At 56.9% G+C, this 12,428-nt stretch carries 12 protein-coding genes; 2 read left to right on the top strand and 10 right to left on the bottom strand.

Annotated elements, in window-relative coordinates:
* Positions 1 to 171 precede the first annotated feature (171 nt).
* Both HFD94_RS15545 and rarD read left to right on the top strand, forming a co-directional pair.
* Entirely contained in the window at positions 172 to 642 is a 471-nt protein-coding gene (locus HFD94_RS15545) for a thioesterase family protein (protein WP_010257304.1), read from the top strand.
* Positions 643 to 665: 23 nt separating this feature from the next.
* The gene (rarD, locus tag HFD94_RS15540) at positions 666 to 1,565 is read left to right on the top strand and encodes an EamA family transporter RarD (RefSeq protein WP_010257306.1); all 900 of its coding nucleotides are present in this window, start codon (positions 666 to 668) and stop codon (positions 1,563 to 1,565) included.
* On the opposite strand, the gene HFD94_RS15535 is transcribed toward rarD, so the two are convergent.
* From HFD94_RS15535 to HFD94_RS15495, 10 genes are all read right to left on the bottom strand, one after another.
* Positions 1,536 to 2,588: an AbrB family transcriptional regulator gene (locus tag HFD94_RS15535; RefSeq protein WP_045140893.1), complete on the bottom strand. Its 1,053-nt coding sequence runs from the start codon at positions 2,586 to 2,588 to the stop codon at positions 1,536 to 1,538. The two genes, rarD and HFD94_RS15535, sit on opposite strands and share 30 nt — an antisense overlap.
* Before the next feature lie 97 nt (positions 2,589 to 2,685).
* A complete protein-coding gene (gene corA / locus HFD94_RS15530; protein WP_003854370.1) occupies positions 2,686 to 3,639 on the bottom strand; it encodes a magnesium/cobalt transporter CorA in 954 nt (317 codons plus the stop codon).
* A gap of 176 nt (positions 3,640 to 3,815) precedes the next feature.
* Positions 3,816 to 3,872 carry a YsgD/CorL family protein gene (gene ysgD, locus HFD94_RS23180; RefSeq protein WP_353748370.1) on the bottom strand — a complete coding sequence of 19 codons (57 nt, stop codon included), beginning with the start codon at positions 3,870 to 3,872 and terminating at the stop codon, positions 3,816 to 3,818.
* Positions 3,873 to 3,939: 67 nt separating this feature from the next.
* Positions 3,940 to 6,102 carry a DNA helicase II gene (gene uvrD / locus HFD94_RS15525; RefSeq protein WP_010257313.1) on the bottom strand — a complete coding sequence of 721 codons (2,163 nt, stop codon included), beginning with the start codon at positions 6,100 to 6,102 and terminating at the stop codon, positions 3,940 to 3,942.
* A 155-nt stretch (positions 6,103 to 6,257) separates the two neighbouring features.
* Positions 6,258 to 6,974: a 5-amino-6-(5-phospho-D-ribitylamino)uracil phosphatase YigB gene (gene yigB / locus HFD94_RS15520; RefSeq protein ID WP_033785783.1), complete on the bottom strand. Its 717-nt coding sequence runs from the start codon at positions 6,972 to 6,974 to the stop codon at positions 6,258 to 6,260.
* Complete coding sequence (xerC, locus tag HFD94_RS15515; protein WP_010671674.1) at positions 6,971 to 7,876, bottom strand: tyrosine recombinase XerC; 906 nt, start codon at positions 7,874 to 7,876, stop codon at positions 6,971 to 6,973. The genes yigB and xerC overlap by 4 nt, the downstream gene beginning before the upstream one ends.
* Entirely contained in the window at positions 7,873 to 8,577 is a 705-nt protein-coding gene (locus HFD94_RS15510; protein WP_010257324.1) for a DUF484 domain-containing protein, read from the bottom strand. Before HFD94_RS15510 ends, xerC begins: the two co-directional genes overlap by 4 nt.
* Positions 8,574 to 9,398, bottom strand: coding sequence for a diaminopimelate epimerase (gene dapF / locus HFD94_RS15505; protein WP_010257326.1), 825 nt, complete (start codon positions 9,396 to 9,398; stop codon positions 8,574 to 8,576). Before dapF ends, HFD94_RS15510 begins: the two co-directional genes overlap by 4 nt.
* Before the next feature lie 28 nt (positions 9,399 to 9,426).
* Positions 9,427 to 9,627 carry a lipoprotein gene (locus HFD94_RS15500; protein ID WP_010257328.1) on the bottom strand — a complete coding sequence of 67 codons (201 nt, stop codon included), beginning with the start codon at positions 9,625 to 9,627 and terminating at the stop codon, positions 9,427 to 9,429.
* A gap of 147 nt (positions 9,628 to 9,774) precedes the next feature.
* Positions 9,775 to 12,333 (bottom strand): class I adenylate cyclase, encoded by a 2,559-nt coding sequence (locus HFD94_RS15495; protein ID WP_010257330.1) that lies wholly within the window; start codon positions 12,331 to 12,333, stop codon positions 9,775 to 9,777.
* Positions 12,334 to 12,428 lie beyond the last annotated feature (95 nt).

Below are 12,428 nucleotides of genomic sequence, written 5' to 3'. Positions count from 1 at the left end.
GTATCAAAGTAACTGAAAGGGTGTCGTAAAAAGCAGGCCATTCTACACGCAAATGGCAGTGAGCATGAGTGCTGATTTCTTAAACTGGAAACACCCTCGCAGGCGGCATAGAATACACAACTCATTCATATTCCGCGCCCCTCTGGCCCGATTTTTTCAGGACACATCATCATGTCATCACCCGTGCTGACACAGCAGGACGCTCGCCAGCTGGTCGGCGAAATTTTCGTTTATCACATGCCGTTTAATCAGGCGCTGGGCCTGGAACTGATGCGCCTTGACGCAGACTACGCAGAGATCAGCTTCAATAACAAAACCATGCTGGTGGGCAACCAGGCGCAGCAGATTCTGCACGGCGGCGTTATCGCGTCGGTACTGGATGTGGCGGCGGGCATGGTCTGCGTCAGTAATGCGTTAACCCGTCAGGAAAGCATCAGCGAAGCGGATCTGCGCCAGCGTCTGTCACGCATGGGCACCATTGATATGCGCGTCGACTATCTGCGTCCCGGACGCGGCGAACGCTTCACCGCCACCAGCAGCCTGCTGCGCGCCGGTAACAAAGTCGCCGTGGCGCGTGTGGAACTGCACAATCAACAGGGCGATTATATCGCCACGGCTACCGCCACCTATCTTATCGGCTAACCACGCCATTGAATGGAACGCATATGGATACGCAACAAACCCGCCAGGGCGTTGGCTTTGCACTGGGCGCTTACTTTATCTGGGGCATTGCGCCCGCTTATTTCAAACTGGTAAAGCAGGTTCCCGCCACGGAAATCATGACGCACCGGGTGATCTGGTCTGCACTGTTTATGCTGTTACTGATTACCCTGAGCCGCAGCTGGCCCGGCGTTCGCAGCGTGTTGCGCCAGCCTAAAAAAGTGCTGCTGCTGGCGCTGACGGCCGTGACTATCGGCGGCAACTGGCTGCTGTTTATCTGGGCAGTCAACAATCAGCATATGCTGGAAGCCAGCCTGGGCTACTTTATTAACCCGCTGATCAACGTGGTGTTCGGCATGCTGTTTTTGCGCGAACGGTTTCGCCGCTTGCAGTGGCTCGCCGTGCTGCTGGCCACCGTCGGCGTACTGGTGCAGCTGTGGCAGTTTGGCTCGTTACCGATTATCGCGCTGGGCCTGGCGCTGAGCTTCGCCCTGTATGGCCTGGTGCGCAAAAAGATTCAGGTCGATGCGCAGAGCGGCATGCTGATTGAAACTCTGTGGCTGTTTCCGCTGGCGGCGATTTACCTGTTTGGCTTTGCCGACAGCGCCACCAGCCACTTATCCGCCAACCCACTGAGTCTCAACCTGAAGCTGATAGCGGCGGGCATTGTGACCACCATTCCGCTGATGCTGTTTGCGGCAGCCTGCAGTCGTCTGCGACTTTCCACCGTAGGCTTCTTTCAGTATCTCGGCCCGACGCTGATGTTTGTGCTGGCGGTCGCGTTTTACGGTGAGACCATCACGCCAGACAAGATGGTGACCTTTGGCTTCATCTGGCTGGCGCTGCTGGTATTTGTCTGCGATGCGGTGGCGTTTTCATTCCGTTCCCGTTCGCGCATAGCGTGAAATAAAGCGCGCTAAAGCCGGGCCGGTCAGCAGGATGGTAAACAGACGCAACGTCTGCAACGCCATCACAAACGCCATGTTGACCTGGGTTCCTGCCGCAATGATCGCCACCGTGTCCAGCCCGCCTGGACTGGTGGCGAGATAGGCCGTCATCAGATCGATATCCAGCATTCGCGTCAGCATCCACGCCAGCCCGCCACACAACAGCATCAGCCCGAAGATCGAGGCCAGCATCTGCGGCAGCGTGCGCAGTGCCAGCAGAAAAATCGGGCGGGTGAAACGTAATCCCACGCTCCAGCCAATCAGTGCATAGGCCACGGCCAGCAGCCATTCCGGCACCTGTAACACCGCGATGTCGCTACTGTGCAGTGCCGCACCCGCCAGCGCAGGCAGCAGCAGCGCGCCAGAAGGAATGCGCAGTCGTGTGCCCAGCCACGCGCCTGTCAGCATCACCACCAGGGTGACAACAAAGCCATGATTCAGCGGTGGAAACCAGAGCAGCGAGACGCTGTGCGCCTCATCACCCAGCCCGATGCGCGCCACCAGTGCGGCCGCCGAGGCGACAAACAGCACCCGCAGATATTGCATAAATGCGACCAGCCGCACGTCAGCGCCAAAGTCACCCGCCATCGCCACCATGGCCGATGCACCGCCCGGCGACGATCCCCATGCGCCGGTCGGGCCAGGCAGATGACTGAAGCGCACCAGCAGAAAACCTGACAGGCCGCTGGCCGCCAGCGTCAGCAGCAGCACCGTCAGCACGATCGGCCAGTCCTGAATCAGCGGTGCCAGAATCGAAGGCGACAGACTCTGCGCAATCATGCAGCCCAGTACGGCCTGAGCGAGCAGGAACAGCCGTTTATCAATTCGCAGCGTGGCACCCGACAGCCCCATCACTACACCCACAATCATCGGTCCCAGTAACAGCGCAGCGGGCACATGAAAATAGTGCAGCACCGCGCCCAGCAATACCGAGATCAGCAGCAGCAGCGTCCACTGCGCGCGCAACGAAAAAGCGTCCATAAGAAGTTAATAATTTGTAAAAACAGGAGGGTAAGATTACGCAGAAATGGGGACAGGAGCCAGCAGAACGGGCCATCTCAGATGGCCCGTTCTTATTTTAAAGCCAGTTTTTACGCTTGAAATAGAGATAAGGCGCCAGTCCGGCCAGAATCATCAGGCCGATCGCGGCCGGATAACCGAAGCTCCACTTCAGTTCCGGCATAAACTCAAAGTTCATCCCATAGCTGGAGGCCACCAGCGTCGGCGGCAGAAACACCACGGAGACCACCGAGAAGATCTTGATGATGCGGTTCTGCTCGATGTTGATGAAACCCATCGCCGCCTGCATCAGGAAGTTGACCTTCTGGAACAGTGATTCGTTATGCGGCAGCAGCGATTCGATATCGCGCAGAATTTCACGCGCCTGCTCCAGCTGATTGCCCGGCAAACGTGCTTTGCGTACCAGGAAGTTCAGGGCGCGCTGGGTATCCATCAGACAGAGACGCACCTTCCAGCCGATATCTTCCAGTTCCGCTAATCGCGACAGCGCCTGATCGTACTCTTCGCCCTGCTGACCTTCCATGATCACCCGGCTGAGTTTCTCCAGTGCGCTGTAGATGTTCTCGATTTCGTCCGCCAGCTGTTCGATTTTGGTTTCAAACAGGTCGAGCAGCAGCTCAAAGGCATTGCCGTCGATCAGGGTCTGATTACGGGCGCGCATGCGATAGAGACGGAACGCAGGCAGCTCACGTTCGCGCAGCGTGTAGAGACGGCCTTCACGGATGGTGAACGCCACGGTGGAGTTACCGGCGTGATCGTCAGCGTCTTCATAGAAGAAGAAGGAGTGGATATGCAGACCATCTTCATCTTCGAAGAAGCGTGCCGAGGCCTCGATATCTTCCAGCTCAGGCCGTGTTGCCAGACTCTGGCCCAGCTCAGATTGCACGCGATCACGTTCGCCCTCTTCCGGCTCGATCAGATCGACCCAGACAGAGGTCGTCAGTTTGTCGTTTTCGTCTTCCAGCTCCAGTCGCGTCAGGCGGCTGTGATCCAGTTTAAATGCGCTCAGCATAGCAATACTCCCCATTGCAGACTAAATGGGACAAGGCAGTCCGCCGTTCCTCAACATGGAACGGGCAGCCTGAACACGGAAACAGAGTTTCAGAGATAAATCAGTGCTGACTCGCGACGGAATCAAAAAGGGAGGTCGCTGATAACCGCTAAGGCTACCCGCGTAAAGAGGTAGCCTTAGATGTTATTCCTGGAATCCAGGTCATTGAGCCAGCATCGACTGGGCGTGTCCAAGGCATTGTCCTCTCATGATAATAGTGGGCGCATGTTACGCTGAGACGAAAAAGCCGTCAACCGCACGCTAAAGCGTTTCAAGCTTCGCGTAAGCCGCCACCAGCCACTTGATTCCCTGTCCCTGAAACGCCACCTGAAGACGGCTATGCTCGCCGCTGCCTTCCAGATTAATGATGGTGCCTTCGCCAAATTTTGCGTGATGAACACGCTGCCCCAGCGCGAATCCACTGTCATTTTTGGTCACCGGGGCACCCATCCGCTGATGGTTTACCGGACGGCTGACGCTGGCGCGCAGACGCACTTCTTCTATGCACGCTTCGGGCAGTTCGCCGATAAAACGGGACGGCCGGTGATACACTTCCTTACCATAGAGTCGGCGGGTTTCGGCGTAGGTCAGCGTCAGCTTGAGCATCGCACGGGTCACGCCGACATAAGCCAGACGACGTTCCTCCTCCAGCCGGCCACCTTCATCCAGTGACATCTGGCTCGGGAACATGCCCTCTTCCATGCCGACGATAAACACCTGGCTGAACTCCAGCCCTTTTGCCGAGTGGAGCGTCATCAGCTGAACCGCATCCTGCCATTTGTCTGCCTGGCCTTCGCCCGCTTCCAGCGCGGCGTGGGATAAAAAGGCCTGCAGTGGCATCAGATCTTCATCTTCATCCTGATAGCTGAACTGCCGCGTAGCGGTCACCAGCTCCTCAAGGTTTTCGATACGCGCCTGGCCCTTCTCACCTTTTTCCTGCTCATACATCAGCCACAGGCCAGAGTCTTTGATAACCCGGTCGGTCTGAACATGCAGCGGTAACTCGGCGGTTTCGGTTGCCAGTGAATCAACCAGTTCACAGAAGCGTTGCAGCGCAGACGCGGCCCGGCCAGCCAGCGCACGGCTTTGCAGCAGTTCACGCGTTGCCTGCCACAGCGTCATCTGACGTTCACGGGCCGTCTGACGCACCACGTCGAGCGTGCGATCGCCCACGCCGCGCGTCGGGGTATTCACCACGCGTTCAAATGCCGCGTCGTCATTGCGGTTCGCCATCAGACGCAGATAGGAGAGCGCATCTTTGATCTCCTGACGTTCGAAGAAGCGCATGCCGCCATAAATACGGTACGGCATGCTGCTTTGCAGCAGCGCCTCTTCCAGCACACGCGACTGGGCGTTGCTGCGATAGAGAATGGCGCAGTCGTTGAGCGCGCCGCCGTTCTCCATCCAGACTTTGATGCGGTTGACCACGAAGCGTGCTTCATCCAGCTCGTTAAAGGCGCAGTAGATCGAGATCGGTTCGCCATCGCTGCCTTCGGTCCAGAGCTCTTTCCCCAGGCGACCATTGTTGTTAGCGATCAGGGCGTTGGCGGCTTTCAGGATGTTATTGGTTGAGCGATAGTTCTGCTCCAGACGGATCGTTTCCGCGCCGGGGAAATCCTGCAGAAAGCGCTGAATATTCTCGACCTGTGCGCCGCGCCAGCCGTAGATCGACTGGTCATCATCGCCCACGATGATCACCCGGCCGCTGTCGCCCGCCAGCATCCGAATCCAGGCATACTGAATGTTGTTGGTATCCTGGAACTCATCCACCAGCACGTTGGTAAAGCGTTCGCGGTAGTGATTAAGAATGTGTGGCTTGTTGAGCCATAATTCATGGGCGCGCAGCAACAGCTCGGCAAAGTCGACTAAACCGGCGCGATCACAGGCTTCCTGATAGGCCTGATAGATGCGCAGCCAGGTCTGCTCAATCGGATTACCGTAGCTTTCGATATGCTTTGGTCGCAGGCCTTCATCTTTTTTGCCATTGATGTACCACATGCCCTGACGCGCAGGCCACTGTTTGTCATCAAGGTTCATTGATTTGATCAGGCGCTTGAGCAGACGTAGCTGATCTTCGCTGTCGAGGATCTGAAAATCCTGTGGCAGACCGGCGTCAAGATGGTGGGCGCGCAGTAAGCGGTGCGCCAGACCGTGGAAGGTTCCGATCCACATTCCGCCCTGACTGGTGCCGATCAGATGCTCGATACGGTGACGCATCTCCGCTGCCGCTTTGTTGGTAAAGGTCACCGCCATAATCGAATAGGGCGAGCAGTTCTCCACCGACATCAGCCAGGCAATGCGATGCACCAGCACCCGCGTTTTACCACTGCCCGCGCCTGCCAGCACCAGCAGGTTACTGCGCGGTGCCGCAACGGCAGCGCGCTGATTGTCATTCAAACCATCGAGCAGTTCAGAAACGTCCATAAGCACCGATTACCAAAGAAAAAAACGCCGTCGTCACACTGATTATTCCGCCTGCCGTAAGGCATTATCGCTGCCAGTCAGGCGGCGCCACAGACGCCGGATAAGGGACGGCGGCAAAACAGAAAAGAGGAGACGACTGGATAAATTTACAGCCATTATAGCAGTGAGGTGAGTGATGCCAACCGCGAAATTTCGACATGCGGCAACAGGCGCGCATCCGGGATATGCATCAGGTTGCCCTGCCGGAGGTTAATCCAGCAGGCCTGCAGCCCGCAGCGCAGTGAGCCCGCCACGTCGGTGGTCAGGTCATCACCCACGTGCAGAATATGGTGTGGCGCGATATCAAGGCGTTGCGCGGCAAGCTGATACATATCCTGCCACGGCTTGGCGCGCCCGTCTGGCCCGGCCCGCAGCGTGAAGCGGAAGTATTCTGCAATGCCCATTTTTTCCGGGCAGGCGTTGCCGTTGGTGACCGCCACCAGCGGGATTTTCTCCGCCAGGGCTTTCAGCGTCTGGTGCGTCTCATCCGGCATCTCGACCTGACTCCGCCACTGATGGAAGACCGCCATCACTTCTGCCGCACCCGCGGAGGCTTCAGCGGCAGAGAGGCCGATATTCAGCATCGCCAGCTCAACCGAACGGCGTCGCCACTCCGAAACATCATGATAGATATCAGGTTCGCGCTGCAGCAGCTCATCGCGCAACTGCTGATAATCCTGCGGCGTGAAGTCACGCAGCGCCGGATGAAAAGCCTGCAATGCGGCATGGGACTCCAGGGTGGTACGACGGATGACCGGGTAGTTATCGTAGAGTGTGTCATCAAGGTCGAAGGTCATGGCTTTTATGGCCGACAGCGGACGATAAAACTTCATTCGTTCTTTCCTCGTTTGGCGCGGGGATGCGCAGCGTCATACACCGAAGCCAGATGCTGGAAATCGAGATGGGTATAGATCTGGGTCGTCGACAGGTTTGCATGGCCCAGCAACTCCTGCACGGCGCGCAGGTCACCACTGGATTCCAGCAGATGCGTGGCAAATGAGTGTCGTAGCTTATGCGGATGGATATGGCTGGCCACGCCCTGTCGGATGCCCCATTCGGCAAAGCGTTTCTGCACGTTGCGTGGCGAGATGCGGTTGCCGCGCGTCGAAAGAAACAGCGCATCATCCTGGCCGCCAAAGGTTTCACGCAGCGGCAGCCAGTGCTGGATCCAGGCGACCGCCGTGCGACCAATCGGTATCCGGCGCTCTTTGCTGCCCTTACCGACTACCCACACTTCGCCTGAATCGAGATCGACGTGGCGACAATCCATATTCACCAGTTCAGAGAGACGCAAACCGCCGCCATACATCACTTCCAGCATCGCCCGGTCGCGCACCGCCAGCGGATCGCTAAGGTCGATCTCCAGCAGCTGGTTTACTTCATCAACATCAATGTTTTTAGGCAGATGGCGCGCTTTACGCGGCGTCATCACCCCTTTGGCCGGGTTGGCAGAAAGCAAACCCTGGCTCACCTGCCAGTCGAGAAAACTGCGCAGGGCGGAGAGCCGCAGCGCGAGGCTGCTGGCGGCCAGTCCGGCGCGACGGCTGCGCGCCGCCATGCTGCGCACCTGTGCCGGTTCCAGCTGTGCCCAGCTGCTGAGCTTCATCTCATCAGCAATCGCCACCAGCGCGGCAAGCTGGCGCGCATAGCTGCTCTGGGTTAACGGACTGAGCTGGCGCTCCACTTTCAGGTAGCGCAGAAATCCGTCGACGGCCTCCTGCAGCGCGCTGCTCATGCGCGTTCAACCCAGCGGGAGAGCAGATCAGGCATCATCTGCGACAGATGCTGCAACAGCAGTGTCCCCATGCCCGATTGATAGTGCTGACTGTCACGACTGCTGAACACCAGCACGCCGAGATCGCCCTCCTCACCCATTAGCGACATGGCAACCGACCCAATCGCTTTGGCCTGCGGCAACAGCAGCAGCAGTTCCGGCCCATTAATGTTGCCAAGATAGTGATGCTGGTTACCGAAGCGCTGAATACGCAGCGGTTCAAACGCCTGACGCGAGAGGCTCAGCTGAAAGAAATCGGAGGGCGCGCCCAGCAGCCATTTATCACTGAACAGCCGCACATTGGCACCCGCCAGGCCCAGCTCACGCGCCCAGCGATGCAGACGGTTGAGCATATCCTGCAGCGAGTCAGCCGCGGCCAGATGGCTCTCCAGCGACAGCAGACGGTCAAACAGTTCGTGGTTAGCGCTGGCCTGCTCCATCAGCAGTGTGATCTCTTCTTCCAGCCGCTGAATATGGTTGCGTTGCCGCGCCATATGCCATTCGACCAGAGAGACGCTGCCACGCACCGGATGCGGCACGGCCATCTGTTCAACTGCACGGGCATTGCGGATAAAGAAATCGGGATTCTGCCGCAGATAATCACTGACGGCCTGATCGTCCAGCAGAACCGAACTGTCAGCCTGCTCTTCGATATTTTTCATAGATGAATAAACCCATCGTAGACGTGTGTCGCAGGCCCGGTCATATAGAGCGGCTGACCGGCGCCTTTCCAGGTGATGTGCAGCGTTCCGCCAGGCAGGTCGACACGCACTTTGGGTGCCAGAATGCCCTGCTGAATGCCACATGCAACGGCAGCACAGGCGCCGCTGCCGCACGCCTGCGTTTCACCCGCTCCGCGTTCGTAGACGCGCAGGCGGATATGTTCGGGATTGATGATCTCCATAAAACCGACATTGACGCGATCCGGGAAGCGTTCATGACTCTCCAGAATCGGACCCAGCAGTTCAACCTGCGCGGTTTTGACACTTTCGACCTGGATAACGCAGTGCGGGTTGCCCATCGACACCGCACCCAGCATCACCGTCTGTTCGGCCACGCGCAGCAGATAGAGATTTTCGGCTTTGTTGGCGCGGAACGGCACCTGCTGAGGCTCAAAGTTTGGCTCGCCCATGTTCACGCGCACCTGGTCGTCAGGCGTGACGGTCAACACCATGCGGCCATTCTGCGTACTGACCCGGATGTCACTTTTGTTGGTCAGCCCTTTCAGCTGAACAAAGCGGGCAAAGCAGCGCGCACCGTTGCCGCACTGTGCGACTTCACTGCCGTCGGCGTTGAAAATGCGATAGTGGAAATCAAGATCGGGATCGTAAGGCGGTTCAACAATCAGCAGTTGATCAAAACCGATCCCCAGATGACGATCGGCCAGCCGGCGGATCAATTCCGGCGAAAAGAAGACGTTTTGTGTCACCGCATCCACAACCATAAAATCGTTGCCGAGACCGTGCATTTTGGAGAACTGCATTTTTTGCTCCGCCGGATAAGCCATCAGATTAGTTCGCTTTTACGCCTGAATTGCCGGTAACCAGCCCGCCGACATCGGCTTTAGAGGCATCCGCTTTCTGGCGGTCGGTTGGGGCTTGTTGTTTCTTCGGCTGATCCTTCGGCGGGAAGTAGAGCGGTCCTTTCAGACCACAACCTGCAAGGCTGATTACTGCCAGTGTCATGGCCAACAGGCTTATTACTTTCTTCATTCTTTATGCTCTTCATGTCCTTTACCTGGATGCTTATCATCGCAGTTGAAGGTGGAAAAGCAACAGGAAATGCCCGCAAATAGCGTGAAGCGGGTGACAAGCCGGGAAGATAGCGGCCACCTGCAGAGCGCAGGCAGCCCGTCAGCATCAGTGCACCTGATAGCGTGGCTGATAGTCGCTGTTGTCGTTGTCAGGCTGCGAGGTACACAGCTGCGTCAGCGTCTGGCTACGGAACGGAATCACCTGGAATCGCTCACCGGTGTTCACAATCTGGTAGAACTGCGGCAGGTTGAAGTTGATAAAGCTCGAACCATAGGTAAAGCGATCGTGCGATGAGGAGTAGAACCGGCTGACATCGCGCACCAGCTCCTCTTTACTGCCTTCACAGTGATGATAGACCTCAACCCGATTGGTCTCATCGAGGATGTAGATATTGAAGCCGCGCTCATCAGTGGTGTTTTCAAAGAAGAACTGAATAATGCCTTCGCTGGCATACCCATTGACCACCGGTGGCAGCGGCGTCTGATTCGTTTCGACTTTGATCGACAGTCCGTGCAGCTTGTTGTTGGAGATCGCGCCATAAAACTCAACCGCGTTTTCCAGCTTCTGCACCGAAACGCTCATGCGTTCAAAGAACAGGCCCCACGTCTCGCCCGCCATACGCAGCGCTTTAAAGCGACCCGGCTCCTGACGTGTGCTGGAGAGGCGAAGCTCAATGCATTCTGAGACCAGCTGCTGTACCCGCGTCCGAATCAGACCGCGCAGATGCTGGCTGTAGCAGAACACTTCCACCGTATCGGGCGGTGCAGCATCCTGATGCATCTTGCCGAGAATGGTTTTCAGCCCTTCGATCATCGCCTGTTCGCCACTGAAGTGCAGCGTACGCACCTCATTCCAGGAGTTGCGATAGAGCAGATCGATGCTGCCAATCAGGCACTGCTGCTGCTGACCAAAACTAAAGACATCCAGCTTACGGAAGTCGAAGTGCACCACCTGATTGCGGAAGGCCGCCGTCGGATCGTGTTCAAGGTTAACAATAATCGCAAGGTGCCGGATTTCGCATGGACTATAGAGCGCTTTTGGCGTCGGCGAGGGCAGACGCAGCGGGAAGTGGCTGGAAACATCGTTAACCAGCTCCTGCAGACGCGCCAGATCGCAAACCTCATTGCCTTTAATATGCAGCCGGGTTTTACGGGTCAGCAGTCCATTGAACCACGCCCACGCCACCAGCTTGTTCAGGTAACGGTTATATTCCAGCGGCTGATGGCTGATAATCGAATCCATGTCCGGCGCCTGGTTATAGAGATACCAGCCGGAACGGTTGGCGCGGCCAGGCGGCACATGAATAAAGGTCAGATTGGGTTCGGAGAGATCGGGCGAAATCTGCGGATTCACCAGCGTCACTTTGCCCGGCAGCGCTTCAAACGCAGCATACAGTTTACGGGTCAACACACCGATATCCTGCGGGCTGGCGCTGACGCTTAAGTTATTGCGGCGGGCAAAGCGGATCAGGTTGCGATAACTCTGCATCATCGCATCCAGCAATTCATTGTGGGCTTCGCGCACCCGCTCGATTTTCCACTCAGCGCGATTATCCAGAATGGCAATCTTCTCTTCGTTCCAGCCCCACTCTTTGACCAGCTGCGATAAAATTTCGCGACGCCAGCCGGTGCGGTGCTGATGATCTTCGGTGCTGAGCTTTTCACACACTTTGAGGTAGAAACAGCGACGCACCAGGTCGAGACGCGGCTGATCGTCAACGCTGGTCAGATAGTGCGTGACGCGCTCCAGCATCATGCAGTAAGGATCAAGCCCGAAGCAGATGATTTCACCGTCATGCAGGCGCTGTTTAATATCCATCGCCAGCAGTTGCGTGTTCGGGTATTCCCAGCTGTAGGCTTCCAGCAGCAGCGTTTTCAGTACGGCTTTATACGGGGAGTCGATGCTTTTATAGAGCTGCCACAGGCTGGCGCCGAAATACTCTTCCGCCGACAGCGTGCCGAGGCCGCCAAGATCGAGCCACTCATTAGGGGTCAGCACGCCTTTGGCGTAGAGCGACATTACGTAGTCGTCGTAATTGTGCTCTTCTTCGCCCGGCACCATATTCCACAGGATGCGTTTACCCGCCATACGAACTGCCGTGCGGTAGAACTCATCCAGCAATAAAATGTGTTGTGTTGAACCGCAATCTTCACCACCCAGACTGCCGCTTTCGTTGTGGCGGAAGCGGTTCTCATCAATCAGAAAGAAACTCACCTCTACGCCCATCGAAACGCACCACTTCTGCAGCAGCGTACATTTGCGCTGCAGATTCAGACGCTCTTCATTATCAAGCCAGGATTGATGGCAGACCCAGATATCGAGATCCGAGACGCTGTTCTGGCCGACAGATGAGGTGCTGCCCATAGAATAGATCGCCGTAATCGGCATTTCGCCTTTCGGCGCATCGGCATGACGCAGATCGCTGTCGCCGGTGAGATCGGCCAGCAGCTGACGCTGATTTTCATCAGGCGTGAAGAAGCTGATGCCATGTGGAACGCTACCTTCAAGGTAACCCGGCATCTGCGGATGTTGATAATGTAATAAGGTTGGCAGCAGACTGTAGACGCGCTGAAAAGCGGGTCCCATAGCAGCCAGCGCACGATCAACGCGCAGCTGGTTGATTGCATCCAGTCTCTGTTTCAGTGTCTCAATGTAGAGGTACAAGACGTTTCGCCTGATTGTCCCAGTGTTTAAGCACCCTGTTTCCACACTCTGCCGCTTATAAAGTAAAAAAGTGGGCAGATAATTGCTGGAAACGT

Origin of the sequence: Pantoea sp. EKM20T (genome assembly GCF_011800485.1) — a bacterium.
GTDB lineage: Bacteria > Pseudomonadota > Gammaproteobacteria > Enterobacterales > Enterobacteriaceae > Pantoea > Pantoea agglomerans.
The sequence above is the reverse complement of the archived record's forward strand: the minus strand, read 5'-3'. Positions and strand labels throughout refer to the sequence as shown.

Coding starts and splice junctions, on each gene's coding strand:
- HFD94_RS15545 (WP_010257304.1), top strand. CDS start 172: ATGTCATCACCCGTGCTGACACAGCAGGACGCTCGCCAGCTGGTCGGC.
- rarD (WP_010257306.1), top strand. CDS start 666: ATGGATACGCAACAAACCCGCCAGGGCGTTGGCTTTGCACTGGGCGCT.
- HFD94_RS15535 (WP_045140893.1), bottom strand. CDS start 2,588: ATGGACGCTTTTTCGTTGCGCGCGCAGTGGACGCTGCTGCTGCTGATC.
- corA (WP_003854370.1), bottom strand. CDS start 3,639: ATGCTGAGCGCATTTAAACTGGATCACAGCCGCCTGACGCGACTGGAG.
- uvrD (WP_010257313.1), bottom strand. CDS start 6,102: ATGGACGTTTCTGAACTGCTCGATGGTTTGAATGACAATCAGCGCGCT.
- yigB (WP_033785783.1), bottom strand. CDS start 6,974: ATGAAGTTTTATCGTCCGCTGTCGGCCATAAAAGCCATGACCTTCGAC.
- xerC (WP_010671674.1), bottom strand. CDS start 7,876: ATGAGCAGCGCGCTGCAGGAGGCCGTCGACGGATTTCTGCGCTACCTG.
- HFD94_RS15510 (WP_010257324.1), bottom strand. CDS start 8,577: ATGAAAAATATCGAAGAGCAGGCTGACAGTTCGGTTCTGCTGGACGAT.
- dapF (WP_010257326.1), bottom strand. CDS start 9,398: ATGCAGTTCTCCAAAATGCACGGTCTCGGCAACGATTTTATGGTTGTG.
- HFD94_RS15500 (WP_010257328.1), bottom strand. CDS start 9,627: ATGAAGAAAGTAATAAGCCTGTTGGCCATGACACTGGCAGTAATCAGC.